Annotated in this window: 13 protein-coding genes; 7 read left to right on the top strand and 6 right to left on the bottom strand. The window is 73.3% G+C overall.

Translation table 11 applies throughout. From position 1 onward, the window contains the following. The first annotated feature begins 60 nt into the window (after positions 1-60). The gene (locus ACZ7P3_RS14085) at positions 61-963 is read left to right on the top strand and encodes a 3-hydroxybutyryl-CoA dehydrogenase (RefSeq protein WP_472081226.1); all 903 of its coding nucleotides are present in this window, start codon (positions 61-63) and stop codon (positions 961-963) included. A gap of 47 nt (positions 964-1,010) precedes the next feature. Further along, positions 1,011-1,622 carry a TetR/AcrR family transcriptional regulator gene (locus tag ACZ7P3_RS14080; RefSeq protein WP_472081224.1) on the top strand — a complete coding sequence of 204 codons (612 nt, stop codon included), beginning with the start codon at positions 1,011-1,013 and terminating at the stop codon, positions 1,620-1,622. 86 nt (positions 1,623-1,708) lie between these two features. On the opposite strand, the gene ACZ7P3_RS14075 is transcribed toward ACZ7P3_RS14080, so the two are convergent. Together ACZ7P3_RS14075 and ACZ7P3_RS14070 are read right to left on the bottom strand one after the other, a co-directional pair. Next, positions 1,709-2,593, bottom strand: coding sequence for an NAD(P)H-binding protein (locus ACZ7P3_RS14075; RefSeq protein WP_472081223.1), 885 nt, complete (start codon positions 2,591-2,593; stop codon positions 1,709-1,711). Between the two features lie 44 nt (positions 2,594-2,637). Continuing rightward, positions 2,638-3,687, bottom strand: a complete 1,050-nt coding sequence (locus ACZ7P3_RS14070) for a YncE family protein (protein WP_472081221.1) — start codon at positions 3,685-3,687, stop codon at positions 2,638-2,640. A 146-nt stretch (positions 3,688-3,833) separates the two neighbouring features. Here ACZ7P3_RS14070 and ACZ7P3_RS14065 point away from each other — a divergent pair, with 146 nt between their 5' ends. Next, a complete protein-coding gene (locus tag ACZ7P3_RS14065) occupies positions 3,834-4,730 on the top strand; it encodes a LysR family transcriptional regulator (protein ID WP_472081219.1) in 897 nt (298 codons plus the stop codon). Between the two features lie 118 nt (positions 4,731-4,848). On the opposite strand, the gene ACZ7P3_RS14060 is transcribed toward ACZ7P3_RS14065, so the two are convergent. The 4 genes from ACZ7P3_RS14060 to ACZ7P3_RS14045 all read right to left on the bottom strand — a co-directional run bounded on the left by ACZ7P3_RS14060 (position 4,849) and on the right by ACZ7P3_RS14045 (position 12,196). After that, positions 4,849-6,261: an FAD-binding oxidoreductase gene (locus ACZ7P3_RS14060; RefSeq protein WP_472081217.1), complete on the bottom strand. Its 1,413-nt coding sequence runs from the start codon at positions 6,259-6,261 to the stop codon at positions 4,849-4,851. An 83-nt stretch (positions 6,262-6,344) separates the two neighbouring features. Continuing rightward, entirely contained in the window at positions 6,345-9,581 is a 3,237-nt protein-coding gene (locus ACZ7P3_RS14055) for a BTAD domain-containing putative transcriptional regulator (RefSeq protein ID WP_472081215.1), read from the bottom strand. A gap of 78 nt (positions 9,582-9,659) precedes the next feature. Further along, a complete protein-coding gene (locus ACZ7P3_RS14050; protein WP_472081213.1) occupies positions 9,660-11,285 on the bottom strand; it encodes an FAD-dependent monooxygenase in 1,626 nt (541 codons plus the stop codon). Positions 11,286-11,614: 329 nt separating this feature from the next. Then, positions 11,615-12,196 carry a TetR/AcrR family transcriptional regulator gene (locus ACZ7P3_RS14045; protein WP_472081211.1) on the bottom strand — a complete coding sequence of 194 codons (582 nt, stop codon included), beginning with the start codon at positions 12,194-12,196 and terminating at the stop codon, positions 11,615-11,617. Positions 12,197-12,505: 309 nt separating this feature from the next. On the opposite strand from ACZ7P3_RS14045, the gene ACZ7P3_RS14040 reads away from it, so the two are divergent. The 4 genes from ACZ7P3_RS14040 to ACZ7P3_RS14025 are packed head-to-tail and all read left to right on the top strand — an operon-like array spanning position 12,506 to position 17,397. Beyond that, positions 12,506-13,099 (top strand): (2Fe-2S)-binding protein, encoded by a 594-nt coding sequence (locus ACZ7P3_RS14040; protein WP_472081209.1) that lies wholly within the window; start codon positions 12,506-12,508, stop codon positions 13,097-13,099. Continuing rightward, positions 13,096-14,088 carry an FAD binding domain-containing protein gene (locus ACZ7P3_RS14035; protein ID WP_472081207.1) on the top strand — a complete coding sequence of 331 codons (993 nt, stop codon included), beginning with the start codon at positions 13,096-13,098 and terminating at the stop codon, positions 14,086-14,088. The genes ACZ7P3_RS14040 and ACZ7P3_RS14035 overlap by 4 nt, the downstream gene beginning before the upstream one ends. Next, complete coding sequence (locus ACZ7P3_RS14030; RefSeq protein ID WP_472081205.1) at positions 14,085-16,217, top strand: xanthine dehydrogenase family protein molybdopterin-binding subunit; 2,133 nt, start codon at positions 14,085-14,087, stop codon at positions 16,215-16,217. The genes ACZ7P3_RS14035 and ACZ7P3_RS14030 overlap by 4 nt, the downstream gene beginning before the upstream one ends. Then, entirely contained in the window at positions 16,210-17,397 is a 1,188-nt protein-coding gene (locus ACZ7P3_RS14025) for an XdhC family protein (RefSeq protein WP_472081203.1), read from the top strand. The genes ACZ7P3_RS14030 and ACZ7P3_RS14025 overlap by 8 nt, the downstream gene beginning before the upstream one ends. The last annotated feature ends 11 nt before the right edge of the window (positions 17,398-17,408 follow it).

Genomic DNA, 17,408 nt, shown 5'->3' with positions numbered 1-17,408 from the left:
CGTCCGGACGGGCAGCGGACCCGGCCGGTACAGATCGCCATACGACGGAGAGGATGACGGATGACCGACATCGAGCGGGTGGGAGTGGTCGGTTGCGGCCTGATGGGCGCCGGCATCGCCGAGGTCTGCGCACGCGCCGGACTGCAGGTCACGGTCGTGGAACGCGATGCGGAGGCGGCCCGTGCGGGACTGCTGCGCATCACCCGTTCGCTGGACCGGGCCACCGCGCACGGCAGGATCGACGCCGGGCTGCGCGAGGCCGCCGCGGCCCGGATCACCGTGGCCGACCGCATCGAGGCGCTGGGCGACCACGACCTGGTGGTGGAGGCCGTGGCGGAGAACGAGGCGCTGAAACTCGATGTGTTCACCCGCCTCGACTCCGTGGTCACCGGCGAGCACACCATCCTCGCGACCAACACCTCCTCCATCCCGGTCATCCGCCTCGCCGCCGCGACCGGCCGCCCCGACCGCGTCGTGGGCGTCCACTTCTTCAACCCCGTACCGGTCCTGCCGCTCGTCGAACTCGTCCCGTCGCTGCTCACCTCGCCCGCCACCGCGGCACGGGCCGAGAGCTTCGTGACCGACACCCTGGGCAAGGAGGTCGTACGGACCCGGGACAAGGCCGGGTTCGTCGTGAACGCGCTGCTCGTCCCGTACCTCCTGGCCGCCATACGCATGGTGGAGTCGGGCAGCGCGAGCGTCGAGGACGTCGACCGCGGCATGGTCCTCGGCTGTGCGCACCCGCTCGGTCCACTGGCCCTGACGGACCTGATCGGCCTGGACACCACGCGGGCCATCGCCGAATCGCTGTACGCCGAGTTCCGCGAGCCCCAGTACGCGCCGCCCCCGCTGCTGTCCCGGATGGTGGAGGCCGGTCTGCTGGGGCGCAAGTCCGGGCGGGGCTTCCACGCCTACGACGCACAGCCGCAGCGTGCGGCGGCGGCACCGGCGAGGCTGCGGTGAGGGAAGATGGTCATGGCGTACGACCACCGGACGAGGGGAGCGGCAGGGTGTCCACCAAGGTGCGCACGGCAGACACACGCGAGCGCATCCTGACCGCGGCGTGCGAGGTCATCGCCGAGATCGGCTTCGAGAAGATCCGGATGCGCATGGTCGCGGAGCGGGCCGGCGTGTCGACGGCGTTGCTGCACTACCACTTCGACACGCGCGAGAAGCTGTTCACCGAGGCGATGACCCACTCCTTCGCCCACACCGCCGTCGGCCTCGACCGCGACGCGGAGACGGCACCGGCGGCGGTCATCCTTTCCCGCATCCTGCGCAGCCTGCTGCCGACCGATCCCGAACTGCAGCAGGACTGGCGGCTGTGGCAGGAACTGTGGGCCCGGGCCCTGCGCGACGAGACGACCCGCTCCTTCGCCGTGGACCTGTACGCACAGCTGCACGCCTGGGTCGCCGACGCCGTACGGCGGGGCATCACGTCCGGTGAGTTCACGCCGACCGACGTCGACGGCCTCAGCACACTCGTCCTGTCGCTGAGCGACGGCTACGGCATCCGCCTCATGCTGCGCGATCCGACGGTCACCCTGGACTCGGCCCTCACCTCCATCTGGCGTCAGGTGTCCGCCGCGCTGGGCCTGCCGGACGCGCTGCCGACGGAGTGAAGGGCCGGGTCCCGCCCGACGGCTCCGCGCCGGCGGACGGCACCGGCGCGCAGTGACCATGGGCGCAAGGGCGCCGGGCCGCGGAATCAGGCGAGGACGGCCGGCTTGAGGACCTCCTCGCACCACTGCCGGAACGTCGTCGCAGTCGTCGACTCCGCGGTGCGCGGCTCGGCGTTGTCGAGGCCCCTGTTCTTCGCCTCGAACATGTCGGCCAGTCCCTGGGCCATCCCGTCGCTCATCCCGAAGCCGGTCATGCGCTCCTTGAACGCAGCGCCCGTGATCTGCCGGTAGCCGATCCCGGTGCCGAGGACCTCGGAGACGATCCGCGCCATGTCGTCGGGCGACAGGTCCTCGGGTCCCAGACAGGCGACCTGGCCGGACCCGGTCCACGAGTCGTCGAGCAACAGCCGTGCGGCGGTGGCGGCGATGTCACGGGCGGCGACGACGGGGGCCTTCAGATCAGGGTCGATCATCATGAAGAACATGCCCTGCTCCGCGATCGTGCGGACATGGTTGAGCAGGTTGTGCATGAAGGAGGGGCAGGCCACCGCCCGCAGGGCCACGCCCGAGGCGGCGATCAGGTCGCACATCGCCAGGGACGAGGTCACCACGCCGGCGTGGGCGGCCAGTCGAGTCCCGCGGCCCAGCGCGGTGACGGCGACGACGCGCTCGACGCCGTGCCGGGCGAACGCCGCGGCCGCAGGGCGGGTGAAATCGACGTAGGAGGCGTCGGTGTTCGGTGCGTCCCCGTCGTCCGGGGCGAGCCAGAAGACGGCCTCGGCACCCTGGCACGCCCGGTCGACGACGGTGGCGTCGCCGTGCGAGCCCTCGACGACCTCGGCCCGCTCACGCACCTGCGGTGCCAGCCGCGAGGGGTCCCGGGCGACGAGGCGCAGCCGCGCCCCGCGTTCGAGCAGGTCGTCGACGAGCAGCCGGCCGATGGTGCTGGTGGGTGCGGTGATGACGATCATGTGGGTTCGTTTCCCTTTCTCTGCGTGTCCGTGCGTGCCGTGGCTCAGGACGTGCGCGGGATGTAGGCAAGGCCGTGGGCGCCGGACTCGCCGAGCGCGGCGATGTCCAGCCGGTTCAGGCGCCGCAGCGTCTCCAGGTCGACGATGTCGACGGTGGCGGAGGCGTAGCAGGCCACATAGGCGATCCGGCCGTCGGGCGACGAGGTGATGGTCAGCGGGACCAGGCCCACCTCCAGTTCGCCCGACTGCTGGTGGGTGTCCGCCGAGAACACCGTGAGGCGCCCCGGCGCCATGCCCGTGACCCGGCCCGAGGGGTCACGGTCCACGCACACCTCGCCCGCGAGCAGCCGGCCCGTGGAGGTCAGGTGCACCGGCATGACGGAGTCCTCGGTGGGCAGGGTGGCGACGACGGATCCCGTCCGGGTGTCGATGACCTGGATTCCGGGGGCCGGTCCGCCGTCGGAGGTGAACGAGCCCCGGTAGGGCGCGGCGGCATAGGCGCGCGTGCCGTCGGCGGAGACGGCGAGCCCCTCGCTGCCGGGCACCTGCGCCTTCGCGGTGAGCGTCTCCCGTTCCAGGTCGAGGACCGACACGAACGGCGCCTCCTTGTTGGCGACGCACGCGGTCCGTCCGGCCGCGTCCACGGCGACCCAGTGCGAACCGGGCGCGTCCGTGTCGATCCGGCCCAGAGGCCGGCGGGTCCCTGTGTCGATCACCACCACACCGCCGGGCCGGTCCGCCGCGCCCTCCACGGTGACGTAGAGGCGGCCGCGCACGGGGTCGAGCGCGAGCCCGTGCGGCGCGTGTTCCGGGGCGAGATCGACGACTTCGACGATGCGGCGGGAGTCGGGGTCGATGACGGTCAGTTCGGTGCGCCGGCCGCTGTTCGCGTGGTAATAGCCCGAGCGGTACGTCATCGTGCACCACAGCAGTCGCCGGGTCGGGTCGAAGCACAACTCGTGCGGCTCGGCGAGGGTTTCGACCGAACCCAGGTGGCGGTCGAAGGCGGCGTCGAAGAACGAGACCGACGGTCCGCTCTGGCCGACCACGGCCAGGACGTCGCCCTCTCGGCCTGCGCGGGGGGACTGTTTCATGGAGGGTTCCTTGAACACGGTGGAGGGGTTGCCCGGCGTTCTCGCCGGCACGGCCAACTCTCCGCGTCAGAAGATTCCGCAACAATGCAAAGATAGGCACCCAATCATTGACTCAGACGTAAAAATGCAGCTCAGGAGCGCCGTCAATGGATCTCAACCTGCTGCGCGTCCTGGACGCCCTGCTCCAGGAGAACAGCGTGACCCGCGCCGCGGAGCGACTCGGCACCTCACCCGCGGCCGTCAGCCGCACCCTGGCCCGGCTCCGCCGTGCCGTCGGAGACCCTCTGCTGGTCCGCGCGGGCCAGGGGATGGTCCCGACCCCGCGTGCCCTGGAACTGAGGGAGGAGGTGGGTGCGTTGCTGCGCGGCTGCGACAACGTCCTGCGGCCCGGAGCCGGTTTCGACGCCGTGCACCTCCAGCGCACGTTCACCGTGCAGACCACGGACCTGCTCCTGGTCGGCCTGTCCGGGACCCTGACCGCACGCCTGCACACCCGGGCGCCGCACGTGGACGTGGTCTTCCTGCCGGAGGCGGTGGAGGGCGGCCCCGCGCTGCGGCAGGGCACGGTGGACGTCGAACTGGGCGTCCTCGGACACCTCGACCCGGAGATCCGGACCCGGCACCTCACCCGGATGACGCTGGTCGGCGTCGCCCGCGGCGGGCATCCCCTCTTCGAGGGGCGGATCACCGCGCGGCGCTTCGCCGCGGCCGACCACATCGGCATCTCCCGGCACGGCAAGCGTCTCGGACCCATCGACAGCGCGCTCGCGGAACGCGGGCTCCGGCGCCGGATCGCGGTCGTGGTACCCAGTCACACGAGTGCGATGATGCTCGCCCGGGACACCGATCTCGTCGCGCTCACGCTGGCCGACTGGATCCCCGACACCATCACCGCACTGGGACTGCGCACCTTCCCCGTCCCGCTCGACCTGGCACCCCTCGACATCGGAATGGCCTGGCATCCCCGCAACTCGAACGATCCCGGGCACCGCTGGTTCCGCGACCACCTGGCGGCCGCGGTGCCGGCCCCGCCGACGCCGTAGGAGCGGGAAGGGGAAGCAGGGCCGGGCTGCGGACCTTCGGCACCACGGACGAACGGTCCCGTTCCCGCACGCACCGGCCGGGACCGCTGCACCGCAGTGCCGGGCCCCGGGAACCCGGTCAGGCGGCGCTCGAAGGGCGAATGTTCTGGTTGAGGCGGAACAGGTTCGTCGGATCGTAGGTGTCCTTGACCCTCACCAGCCGTTCGTACACCGCGCCCGGATACGAGGCACGCACCTTGTCCTCGGCCGCGTCACCGGTGAAGTTGACGTACATGGCCCCGTGGCCGTGCCGCGCGATCTCCTCACGGGTGGCACGGGCCCACGCGACATGCGCATCGAAGTCCGTGGCGTCGGGGGAGCGCGCGATCACATTGCACAGCACGCTCGCATCCCGCTGGCTGAACGCCGTGGACTCGGCGGGCACCCGGGCGAAGGCGCCGCCCAGCTGGTGCATGTGCATCTCGCTCGTGGGCGTGGGCGTGGTCAGGTGGCGTCGCAGCACGGCCTCCAGCGCGGCGTCGGACGGCTCGATGAACGCCGACGTGAAGTAGTTGTGGGCACCCGCCGTCCACAACGGGTCCAGCAGTGACTGCATGCTCGTGTACGACATGGGGCCCATGAGGTCGGCGATGGGTGTCCCGAGCGTCCGCAGCGGAGCCACCGCCGCCTCTCCGGCCGCGGGATCGCCCGCGTACATGGCGACCAGCACGGCGACGCGGGTCCCGTGGACCTCCTCCGGCAGGAACGGCAGGGGAGGGGCCGTCGTCAGGTTCACCACCGTCGTCAGTTCGTCGGGCATGCGGCCGGTCAGCTCACGCCAGCCGGTGACCACCTGCCGTGCCTGTTCCAGGGGGTAGACGATCAGGCCGGCCAGGACCTGCGGCCCGACCGGATGCAGCTGGTACTCGAGCGAGGTCACCACACCGAAGTTGCCTCCGCCGCCCCGCAACGCCCAGAACAGCTCGGGGTGCTCCTGCGGGTCCGCCCGTACCACCCGGCCGTCCGCGGTGACGACCTGGGCCGCCGTGAGGTTGTCGGAGGTCAGACCATGGCTGCGCAGCAGCCAGCCCACCCCGCCGCCGAGCGTGAAGCCGGCGATACCCGTGGTGGAGATCAGACCGCCGGTCACGGCGAGACCGAAGACCTGGGTCTCGTGGTCGAGGTCGCCCCAGGTCATCCCGGCCTGGGCGACGACCCGGCGCCGTTCGGGATCGACCACGGCGCCCTTCATCGGCGACAGGTCGATGACGATGCCGTCGTCGCAGGTCGAGAACCCGGCGATGCTGTGGGCGCCGCCGCGCACGGCGACGAGCAGATCCTCGCTGCGTGCGAACTCGACGGCACGGACCACGTCCGCGGTCCCGGCGCACCGCACGACCAGCGCCGGGTGTTTGTCGTGGGCCCCGTTCCAGACCGCGCGGGCCTGGTCGTAGCCGGCATCGTCGGGGCGGACGACGGTGCCGCGCAGGGCCGCCTCCAGTTCGGCGACGGTGGCGTCCCCCAGGACGCCCTTTGCCGTGTCGATCGACATGGTCGGCTCCTCGGTACGAGTGCTTGCGCTGATGTTCAGGACCGTAGGCAGTGCCTCTTAGCACTCACTCAGCAACGGCTCACTCAGCAACGGCTCCGGCCGGTGCGGGCCGGCGACAGCAACCGGCGCAGGACGGCGGGGCCGTGGGTGTCGCCGAGGCGCGCGAACAGGTCACCGGCCCGGACCGCGGTCGCCTCGGCGGCGGCCCGGTCGCCCTCCTGCCACTGCAGCCGCGCCAGCATGACGGCGACCCAGCCGGCGGCGGAGGCCGACCCGGCGATGCGCTCCAGGCGCAGGGCGCGGGTCAGCAGGGCGCGGGCCCGCGCCGCGTCGCCCGCCGCGCGGGCGACGAGCCCGAGATGCAGCAGGCTGCTGGTGCTGCCCGGGATGTCGTCCGTCTCCTCGAAGCCCGCGAGAACGCGGGCGATGGTCGCCAGCGCGCCCGCGGTGTCCCCCTCGGCCAGCTGGAGCAGGCCGAGGCAACCCAGGGTGATCCCTTCCTCCCGGCGGTCGCCGACGCGGCGCCTGATCGCCAGTGCCGCATCGAGGTACTTCCGTGCCGCCTCGTGGTCGCCCCGGCTGCGGTGGATGTTGCCGAGCGCGTTGAGGGCGAAGGATTCCCCGTGCGGGTCGGCCAGCGCGCGGAAGCAGTCGGCACTCCGCCCGGCCGCCTCGGCGGCGGCGCCGGTGTCGCCCTCCAGCCGGCTCGCCCACGAGAGATTCGCCAGAACATAGCCCCGGGCCCGGGACGGGCCGACCGTACGACCGGGGAGCACCGTCTCCTCGAAGAACAGCGACACCTGTTCCGCCGCGTCGTCCTCGACCGCGTAACCCGGCGTCATGACCGGGAAGAACGGCCTGCTCGCCGCCTCGACGTCGTCGAGCAGCCGCAGACTCTCCTCGCAGGCCCCGCGCGCCACCGGGCCCTCGCCGCGGCAGACGGCCCAGACACCGTCGAGGTACGCGGCGACGGCGAGGACCGAGGGGGCGCCTGCGTCGCGGGCGAGGGCGCGGGCCCGGCCGAGGGCGCTGCGGGCGCGGTCCCATGTGCCGCACATCGACAGCAGGATCGCCTGCCGGCAGTGGGCGGACGCCAGCGCCGCCGGGTCCTGCCGGCGCTGCTGGATCCCGACGATCTGCTCGGCGATGTCGTCCAGCGGGGAGACGTCGCCGAGGCGGATGGCCAGCACGGCGCGCCCCATCAGCGCGCTCGCCCGCTGCGGGGTGGGCGCCGGAGCGGCGGCCAGGGTGTCCTCCAGCCAGCGCCGGCCCTCGGCGAGGCGCCCGCGCTCGGCCCAGAACGAGCGCAGGGCGACGGCCAGCCGCAGCGCACTGTCCGGTTCGTGGCGCAGGAAGGAGCGCAGGGCGGCCCGCAGGTTGCCGTAGTCGGCCTCCAGTTCCAGCGACGTGGAGCCGCAGACCCCGGTGGGCGGCTCGTGGTCCTGCGCCTCGGCGAGCGCCAGATAGAAACGCCGGTGCCGGGCCTCGGTGGCCTCCTGTTCCCCGGCGGCCCGCAGACGGTCGGCGGCGTACTGCCGGATCGTCTCCAGCAGCCGGTAGCGGACCTCTTCCTGCCGGGGCTCCACGCACACCAGGGACTTGTCGGCCAGCCGGCCGAGGAGGTCCAGCACCGAGGTGCCGCGCGCACCGTCCGCGCACACCTTCTCGGCCGCGGCCAGCGAGAACCCGCCCGCGAAGACCGCCAGCCGGCGCAGCAGGCGCCGTTCGTCGTCGTCGAGCAGCCGGTGGCTCCACTCCAGGGTGGCCAGCAGCGTCTCCTGGCGGGTCGCGCCACGCCGGCTGCCCCGGCCCAGCAGGGCCAGCGCGTCGTCCAGCCGCTCGGCGATCTGACGCGGGGCCAGCACATGCACCCGGGCCGCCGCAAGCTCCAGGGCCAGGGGCATTCCGTCGAGCCGGAAGCAGATCTGCGCCACGGCCTCGGCGTTCGCCGGAGTCAGCCGGAATCCCGGGGCCGCTTCGGCCGCCCGCTCCACGAACAGCCGCACCGAGGCGAAGCGGCCCGTCTCGTCCACCGACGGCAGCCGGCGCGGATCCGGCAGACCCAGGGAGGGCACCCTGAAGGTCCGCTCTCCATAGCTGCGCAACGGCTCCCGGCTGGTCGCCAGTACGAAGACGTCCGGGCAGCGGGCCAGGACCTCCGAGGCCAGGGCGGCACACGCATCGACCAGGTGCTCGCAGTTGTCCAGCACCAGCAGCATCTCCCGGCCGCGGAGCTGGGCGATCAGTGCTTGACGGCCCCCGCCGGACTGGGGAAGCTGCAGACCCAGCGCCGCCGCGACCGCCTCGGGCACGAGGTGCGGTTCCGCCAGCCCGGCGAGATCCACGAACCACGCACCGTCCCGGAAACCGTCGCGCCGGCGGGCCGCCACGGCGAGCGCGAGCCGGGTCTTGCCGCAGCCGCCGGCCCCGGTGAGCGTCAGCAGCCTGCTCCGCCCGAGCAGCCTGGCCACCTCGGCCATCTCGCGTTCCCGGCCGATGAGAGCCGTTGCCGGTGCCGGCAGATTGTGCCGTGGGGCCCGCGGCCGGTGCTCCCGCTCCCCGACCGGCTCCTCGACCGAGCCGGCGAGCAGCTCGCGGTAGAGGCGGCGGGTCTGCGGGTCGGGGTCGGCCCCGGTGTCACGGCGGAGCGCCTCCCGCAGCCGCTCGTAGGCGGCCAGCGCTTCGCGGCGTCGCCCGGCGTCGGCCAGGACCCGCATCAGCGCCCGGTGGCCGGGCTCGTGCAGAGGTTCCTCGGCGATCAGGGTGTGCAGGACGTCGATGGCCTCGGCGCTGTGGTGATCGTGCTCGAGCGCCTCGCCGAGCCCCAGCCGCAGTGCCGTGCGCCGCGTCTGGAGGGCCTCGGCCGCCTCGCTCGCCCAGGGCTCGTACCGGTCCTCGGGCAGCAGTCCGGCGGCGGCCAGGGCGAGCGCGGCACGGTAGTCCGCGGCCCGGCCGCCGTCGCAGGCCCGCTGTGCCGCCTCGGCGAACGCGTCGAGGTCGATCCGCACACCGCCGTCGGGGCCGAGCAGGACCAGGTCGTCGCGGAGCACGACGACATCGCCCGGCGCGCCCGTGGAGGCCAGCGCCCGCCGTACGGCGTGCAGCACCTGGTGCAGGTTGTTGGACGCCGCCGTCCGGTCGAGGCCCGGCCACAGCAGGTCGTAGAGCCGCTCGCGGTGCATCCGGTGGCCCGGTGCCAGGCACAGCAGTTTCAGCAGGCTCCGGGCCTTGCGCAGCCGCCACGCCCCGGCGGCGACGGGACGGTCCTCGACCGCCACGGTGAAACCGCCGAGGAGCCGGATGCGCACCTCATCGGCCATGGCTGCCCTCACGAGCAGGCTACCGCCGGCAGGCCGCCGGGGCCCGGGCTGGGGACGGCGCCCCGAGGGGCCGTGGGATCAGGAGGGGAGTGAGCAGGTGAGCGCGGCGAGGGCCTGGTGAAGGGCGGTGCCGTCCGGTGGCCGGTCGCGCCAGCGGGCGCCGATGTGACCGTCGGGTCGGACGAGCAGCGCTCCGCGCGGGCCGATGCCGCAGCGGTCGGCGTGCTCCCCGGGCAGGGTCTCGATGCGCAGCGGCCAGGGTGCGGTGGTGTCCGCCGCCCATGGAGCGGGGTCCGGGCAGAGCAGCGTGAACCATTCGCCGAAGGCGTCGAGCGTGGAGCGGTCGCGGGTGAGCCAGAGGTGCGGCATGCGACGGCCCGGCTCCGCGGTCGGGACGTAGTCCGTGCTGGTGCTGGTGCTGGTGCTGGTGCTGGTGCTGCCGGTGCCGGTGCCGGTGCCGGACGGGTCGGGTGAGGCGTCGTCGTCGGTGAGGACGGCCTCGGACCGGTAGGTGACGCCGAGTACGAGATTGAGCTGGGCGAAGTACCGCTCGGACCAGGGAAGTTCGACCCGGGCCGACGCTCCCTGGCCGGATCGGAGCTGTTCGCGGCGCCGGCTCTGGACACGGAGCATGAGCTGCGTGTTGGCGACCGTCTGACGGAGAGTCTCGTGGGCGACGGGCTGCCGTTCCGCCCCGTAGGTCTCCAGGAGGCCCGGGCCGGCCCATCCGCGCAGCACGCCGGCCAGTTTCCAGCACAGGTTGTGCACATCGGCGAGGCCGGTGTTCATGCCCAGGCCGCCGAAGATGGGTACCGCGTGCGCGGCATCGCCTGCCAGCAGGACCCGGCCCCGGCGAAGGCGTTCGGCGACGAACGCGTTCATGACCCAGTGCTGCACCCGCACCACCTCGGCCTGCACGCCGGCGCCGGGACCGAGGGCACGCGCGACGAGGCCGGGCCAGTCGGCGTCCGCCACGTCCTCGGGCGTGGGACCGAACCAGGCCCAGCCGCCTTCGGGGTAGAGCGGGGCGAACGATCCGTGCGCGGTGAAGTACACCCCGGCAGGCCGGTGGGCGCACCAGCGGTCGAGGTCGGCGTCGAACACGACGGTGGTGAAACCCCCCATCGCTCCCGGGCCTGTGGTGCCGATGCCGAGCAGGTCCCGGACGGTGGAGTTGGCGCCGTCGGCGGCGAGTACACAGCGGGCACGGATCCGGGTCCGTACGCCGCGCTCGTGGTCGGCGAGGAGCGCCAGGACACCGTCGGCCTCTTCGGCCAGCCGGATCAGCTCGACCCCGAACCGCACCGGGGCCCGTGCCGCGGCGAGCAGGGTGGGTTCCAGCCGGTCCTGCGAGGTGACCACACCGGTCACGGGGCTCTCCGGCACCGGCGCGTTCACCCCGGTCATCGCCGCCGTGGCGAAGTCGCGGTCGTACAGGGTGTCGCGGAAGCGTACCCGGCCGTACTCCGGTGCGAACGCGTGGGCCGTGATCCCGGCGGCGAGCCCGAGCCGGCGGTAGATCTCCATCGAGCGCACGTTGACCAGCCGGGACCGGGGGAAGGGCGACAGCTTCCGGCGCTTGTCGACCAGTAACGACCGTACGCCCCAGCGTTCCAGCAGGACGCGGGCGGTGAGCCCGACCGGCCCGCCGCCGACGATCAGGACCTCCACCTCGGTGTCCGCGTCGATGTCCGCCACGGGCATGCCGCCCTCCTTCTGCCGGCCGGCCGCTGCCGGGGCACTCGGTGGCTGTCGCCGCGCCGCCACGGGGTCCCGGTCCCACCCGGTCGGCGAGCGTGCAGCAGGAACTGCATGTGGCACTGGTAGCCATCGTAGGTGCACGGGGCGACGGTCTCTCCGTCCCGGAATGCGAAACGGCCGAGAGGTGTGCGTGCAGCACTCTCGGTTCTCCGCCTCGGCCGTCCCACCGCCGGCAGTGCGGTGCGCACCGGCGGGGCAACCCTGCGGCACCCGCCGGCCGGGCGCCCCCGCGCTTCACCGTGCCCGTCGGCCCTTGGCCCACGGCGCGCCGCTCACCGTCCCGGCGCCGCCCCCGCTCGCAGGCCGATCATGACGAGGTCGAGGAGCCAGGCGGCGCGTGGTTGCCAGTCGTCGCGCGGGTCGAGCTGCCAGAGGCCCGCGATGGCGAGGAGGAAGTCCTCCCCGGTGACCCCGGGCCGGATGACGCCGGCCTCCTCGTTGGCGCGGAGCAGGAGCTCCGCCGCGGCGGTCACCGGCGTGTGGGCCGGCTTTGCCGGGCTTCCCGGCGTGCTGGTGGCCTGCCGTATCGCGTCGGCCAGGCCGGCCTTGGCCATGGCGAACTCGGCGAGCCGGTCCATCCAGGCGCGCAGAGCCTGCTCGGGCGCCAGGGTCTTGAGCAGTTGGGCCGCGCTGTCGGCGACCTGCTGCATCTCGTGGCGGTAGATCTCCAGGACGAGTGCCTCGCGGTTGGGGAAGTTGCGGTAGAACGTGCCCTGCCCGACGCACGCCTTCTTGGCGATCGCGCTCAGCGGGGTGTCCGCGCAGGCCGTCAGCTCGGCGAGCGCCACGTCCAGGATGCGCTCGCGGTTGCGCTGTGCGTCCGAGCGCAGGGGTGCGTCCTTCTTCTCTTGCACTCGTCCTCCTAGAGGGTTCGTGGCTGAACCCCGCCCTTGCTAAGCGGACAAGTGTCCGTTAAGTTTTCACGTAGCGGACAGCTGTCCGGTCACGTCCACGATAGCTGTGGCCGCGGCCCCGCAGCAGTCGGCGGCCGGCACCTTCGGACCGGGCGTCACGAAGCTCGGACCGCCCCTGCCCAACGGGCTGTCCCAGGCGCCGTCCGCGGCGTCCGGTGCCCGGCCGCCGCACCCTCCGACCCGGAATCACCTCTGTCCTGGAACCGTCCCGGACTCACCTCTGTCCTGGAAACGCGAAAGAAGCTTCCCATGGCCCTATCGACGTCCAGTGTCATCACCCTGAAGATCAACGGCGAGACGTACACACTGCCCGTCGACCACCGCACCACTCTGCTCGACGCACTGCGCGAACGGCTCGATCTGACCGGCCCCAAGAAGGGCTGCGACCAGGGCCAATGCGGTGCCTGCACGGTGCTGTTGGACGGGCGGCGGGCCGTGGCCTGCCTGCAACTGGCCGTAGCCGCCGAAGGGCGCGAGATCACCACCGTCGAAGGTCTGGCGGACGGTGAGCAGCTGCACCCCGTGCAGCAGGCCTTCCTCGACCTGGACGGCTACCAGTGCGGCTACTGCACTCCGGGACAGATCTGCTCCGCGATCGGGGTGATCCGGGAGCACTCGGCGGGCTGGCCGAGCGCCGTCACCGACGACATCAGGCCCGAAGCGGGACCACCACCCCTGACCGCCGAAGAGATCCGGGAGCGGATGAGCGGCAACCTGTGCCGCTGCGGCGCGTACGTCTCGATCGTCGAGGCGGTGGCCCGGGCCGCCGAGGCCGGGACGCACGCGGACCCGGCCGCCGCGGCGCACACCACCGGCGAAGCGGTGAAGGAGGCCGTGGCATGAGGGAGTTCGGCTATCAGCGGGCGAGCGACGTGGCCGGCGCCGTCGCGCTGCTCGGCGCCGATCCGGACGCACGCCTCCTCGGCGGCGGCACCAACCTCGTCGACCTCATGAAGGCCGGAGTCGAACGGCCCGCCCGGCTCATCGACATCCGTGAACTCCCGCTCGACGAGATCGAGCCGACGCCGGACGGCGGCCTGCGCATCGGCGCCACCGTCACCAACGCCGACCTGGCCGCCCACCCCGACGTCCGGCGCCGCTACCCGGCGCTGGCGCAGGCGGTGCTGGCCGGCGCGTCCGGGCAACTGCGCAACATGGCCACGGTCGGCGGGAACCTGCTCCAGCGCACCCGCTGCGGCTACTTCACCGACGTCACCAAGCCCTGCAACAAGCGGGTCCCCGGCAGCGGCTGCCCCGCCGTCGGGGGCGAACACCACCAGCACGCCATCCTGGGCGCGTCCGACCACTGCGTGGCCGTACACCCCTCGGACATGGCCGTCGCCCTCACCGCCTTCGACGCCGTCGTCCGCTTCGAGACCGCGGACGGGCCGGGCGAGCTGCCGCTCCGGGAGTTCTACCTGCCCGTCGGCGACACCCCGCACCGTGAGACCGCCCTGCCGCCGGGCGCGCTGATCACCGGCGTCACCCTGCCGCCCGCGCCCGCAGCCGCCAACTCCCGCTACCGCAAGGTCCGCGAACGCGCCTCGTACGCCTTCGCCATCGGCTCGGTCGCGGCCGCGCTCGACGTCCGCGACGGCATGGTCCGGGACGTCCGCCTCGCCCTCGGCGCGGTCGCCTCCCGTCCGTGGCGGGCCGTCGCGGCCGAACGCGTCCTGCGCGGCGCGCCGGCCGGACCCGGGACCTACGCCGCGGCGGCGGACGCCGAGCTGAGCGCGGCGCGGCCGCTGCCGCACAACGGATACAAGGTGACCCTGATGCGCAACCTCATGGTGGCCGTACTGACCGAACTCGCCGAGGAGGCCGCCCGATGACCACCGTCACCACCGGCACCCGCACGCCGGTGTCCGCCGTCGGCACCGCGCACACGCGCGTCGAGGGCAGGGACAAGGTCACCGGAGCGGCCCGCTACGCGGGAGAGATACCCTTCGCCGGCCTCGCGCACGGCTGGCTGGTGCTGTCCACGGTCGCCCGCGGCCGCATCCGCGCCGTGGAGACCGCTCCCGTCCTCGCCATGCCCGGCGTCCTCGCCGTCCTGGACCACCGCAACGCCCTGCGCCTGGAGACCGACTACGCCGGCCTGATGGGATCGAAGCCCGACCCGACCTGCGCCGTCTTCCAGCACGACCGGGTGCCGCACCTCGGCTGGCCGGTGGCGCTGGTCGTCGCGGAGACCTCCGAGCAGGCCAGGGAGGCCGCCGAGGCCCTCGTGGTGCACTACGAGCAGGAGCCCCACGACGTCGGCTTCACCGGCGAGCACCCGGACGCCTACACGCTGGACGGCCATGTGCCGGCCGTCACGCAGAAGGGGGACCTCGACGCCGGGCTGGCCGCGTCGGCCGTCGTCGTGGACGCCGAGTACACCACCCCCGAAGAGCACCACAGCCCCATGGAACCGCATGCGGCGACCGCCCGCTGGGACGGCGGCAGGCTCGAGGTGGTCGACTCCAACCAGGGCGCCACCTGGGTCGTCGGCGAACTCGCGAGCCTCTTCTCGCTCGACCCGGCCTCGGTGCGGGTGCGCTCCGAACACGTCGGCGGAGGCTTCGGCAGCAAGGGCGTCCGCGTCCACCAGGTGGCCGCCGTGATGGCCGCGACCGTCCTGCAGCGCCCCGTGCGGGTCGTGCTGACCCGCCGGCAGATGTTCTCCCTGGCCGGCTACCGCAGCCCCACCGTCCAGCGCGTCAGGCTCGGCGCCGACACCGGCGGACGGCTGCGCGCACTGGAGCACAGCTCGCTCAGCCTCACCTCCACCGTGCACGAGTTCGTCGAACCGAGCGCCGGGGTGGCACGGGTGATGTACGACGCCGATGCGCACCACACCGCCAACCGCGTCGTACGGCTCGACGTCCCGACCCCGACCTGGATGCGTGCCCCCGGTGAGGCACCGGGATCGTTCGCGCTGGAGGCGGCGCTCGACGAACTCGCCGAGAAGTGCGGCATCGACCCGATCGAGCTGCGGCTGCGCAACGAACCCGACAAGGGACCGGTCTCCGGCCTGCCGTTCGCCGGCCGCAACCTGACCGCCTGTTTCCGCGAGGGCGCCCGCCGGTTCGGCTGGGCCGACCGGGACCCGCGCCCCGGTGTGCGCCGGGACGGCCGCTGGCTGCTGGGCACCGGCACGGCGGCGGCCTCCTTCCAGGCGGGCGCCGGACCGTCCACGGCTGCCGTGAGCGCCGCCGCGGACGGCACCTTCACCGTCCGGATCGCCGCGGCCGACATCGGCACCGGCGCCCGTACGGCCATCACCCTGGTCGCCGCGGACGCACTCCGCGTGCCGCCGGAGCGCGTCCATGTGCGTATCGGGGACAGCGACTTCGGACCGGCGATGATCGCCGGCGGTTCCATGGGCACCCGTTCGTGGGCCTGGGCGGTCACGGCCGCGGCCGAAGAACTGCGCGACCGGCTGGCCCTGACCGGTGACATCCCCCCGGAGGGGATCACCGTGCGGTCGGACACCACCGCGGCCATCGGCGCCCTCGCGCCCGCCGAACGCCACTCCTTCGGGGCGCAGTTCGCCGAGGTGGCCGTGGACGTCGGCACCGGCGAGGTACGCGTGCGGCGCATGCTCGGCATGTTCGCGGCGGGCCGCATCGTCAACCCGCTGACCGCGCGCGGTCAGTTCCTGGGCGGGATGATCTGGGGCATCTCCATGGCCCTGCACGAGGAGGCGGTGCGGGACCGCGCGTTCGGCGGCGTCGTCGGTGCCGACCTCGCGGGCTACCACGTGGCCACGCACGCCGACGTACCGCATCTCGAGGCCGACTGGATCGACGACGAGGACCCGGAGGACCCGGTCGGGATCAAGGGCATCGGCGAGATCGGCATCGTGGGCGCCGCGGCCGCCATCGCCAACGCCCTCTGGCACGCGACCGGCGTACGGCACCGGAAGCTGCCGATCAGGCCGGACCGCGTCATCCTGGCGGGGGAACCACGTGCTTGACATCGCAGGGGAACTGCTCCGGTGGGTCGAAGAGGGCCGGGACTTCGCCGTCGCGACCGTGCTGGCGGTGGGCGGCAGCGCACCGCGCGGGCCCGGCGCGGCCCTCGCCGTGGACAGTGCGGGCACCGTAGTCGGCTCGGTCTCCGGCGGCTGCGTGGAGGGCGCGGTGTACGACCTGTGCCTGCAGACGCTGCGGACGGGCGAGAGCGTGACGGAGCGGTTCGGCTACAGCGACGAGGACGCCTTCGCGGTAGGACTGACCTGCGGCGGCACGATCGAGGTGCTGATCACGCCGGTCGGTGGGCAAACGCCCGGCCGGCCGGTCCTGGCATCGGCTCTGGAGGCCGCGGGCCGGGGCGAACCGGCGGCTCTCGTCCGGGTCGCCCGCGGCCCGGCCGAACTCGTCGGCCACGCCCTGCTGGTGCGACAGGACGGCAGCTACGAGGGCGGTCTCGGCGGTCACGCGGAGCTGGACCCGAGGGCGGCGGCCGAGGCCCGGGCCCTGCTGGAGGCCGGGCGGACCGGCACGGTGGACATCGCCGAGGACGGCTCGCACTGTCCCGGCGGTCTGACCCTGCTGGTCGAGTCGAACGTGCCGCCTCCGCGCATGATCGTCTTCGGCGCGGTGGACTTCGCCTCGGCACTGGCGCGGGCCGGCAAGTTCCTCGGGTACCACGTGACCGTCTGCGACGCCCGCCCGGTCTTCGCCACGCGGGCCCGCTTCCCCGACGCCGACGAGGTCGTCGTCGACTGGCCGCACCGCTATCTGCGGCGCACCGGGACCGACGCCCGCACGGTGCTCTGCGTGCTCACCCACGACGCGAAGTTCGACGTACCACTGCTGAAGGCGGCCCTCGGGATGCCGGTGTCCTTCGTCGGCGCGATGGGCTCGCGCCGCACCCACGAGGAACGCAACCGGCGGCTGCGGGAAGAAGGCGTGAGCGAGCGCGAGCTGGCCCGGCTGCGCTCGCCGATCGGTCTCGACCTCGGCGCCCGCACACCGGAGGAGACCGCCCTGTCGATCGCGGCGGAGATCGTCGCCGCCGGGCGGGGCGGCACGGGCGTTCCCCTGACCGGCTCGAGGAGGCCGATCCACCGCGACGGGAAGGAACACGACGGGAAGGAACACGGCGGGGAGGAGCGCGACGGGGAGGAACGCGGCGGGGCGACGGCCGCTTGAGCACGTGCCTG

The organism is Streptomyces sp. NPDC107581 (assembly GCF_055657175.1).
Note: the sequence above shows the minus strand (reverse complement) of the source record. Positions and strands in the feature narration are given on the sequence as shown.

Coding starts and splice junctions, on each gene's coding strand:
- ACZ7P3_RS14085 (WP_472081226.1), top strand. CDS start 61: ATGACCGACATCGAGCGGGTGGGAGTGGTCGGTTGCGGCCTGATGGGC.
- ACZ7P3_RS14075 (WP_472081223.1), bottom strand. CDS start 2,593: ATGATCGTCATCACCGCACCCACCAGCACCATCGGCCGGCTGCTCGTC.
- ACZ7P3_RS14070 (WP_472081221.1), bottom strand. CDS start 3,687: ATGAAACAGTCCCCCCGCGCAGGCCGAGAGGGCGACGTCCTGGCCGTG.
- ACZ7P3_RS14065 (WP_472081219.1), top strand. CDS start 3,834: ATGGATCTCAACCTGCTGCGCGTCCTGGACGCCCTGCTCCAGGAGAAC.
- ACZ7P3_RS14060 (WP_472081217.1), bottom strand. CDS start 6,261: ATGTCGATCGACACGGCAAAGGGCGTCCTGGGGGACGCCACCGTCGCC.
- ACZ7P3_RS14055 (WP_472081215.1), bottom strand. CDS start 9,581: ATGGCCGATGAGGTGCGCATCCGGCTCCTCGGCGGTTTCACCGTGGCG.
- ACZ7P3_RS14050 (WP_472081213.1), bottom strand. CDS start 11,285: ATGCCCGTGGCGGACATCGACGCGGACACCGAGGTGGAGGTCCTGATC.
- ACZ7P3_RS14040 (WP_472081209.1), top strand. CDS start 12,506: ATGGCCCTATCGACGTCCAGTGTCATCACCCTGAAGATCAACGGCGAG.
- ACZ7P3_RS14035 (WP_472081207.1), top strand. CDS start 13,096: ATGAGGGAGTTCGGCTATCAGCGGGCGAGCGACGTGGCCGGCGCCGTC.
- ACZ7P3_RS14030 (WP_472081205.1), top strand. CDS start 14,085: ATGACCACCGTCACCACCGGCACCCGCACGCCGGTGTCCGCCGTCGGC.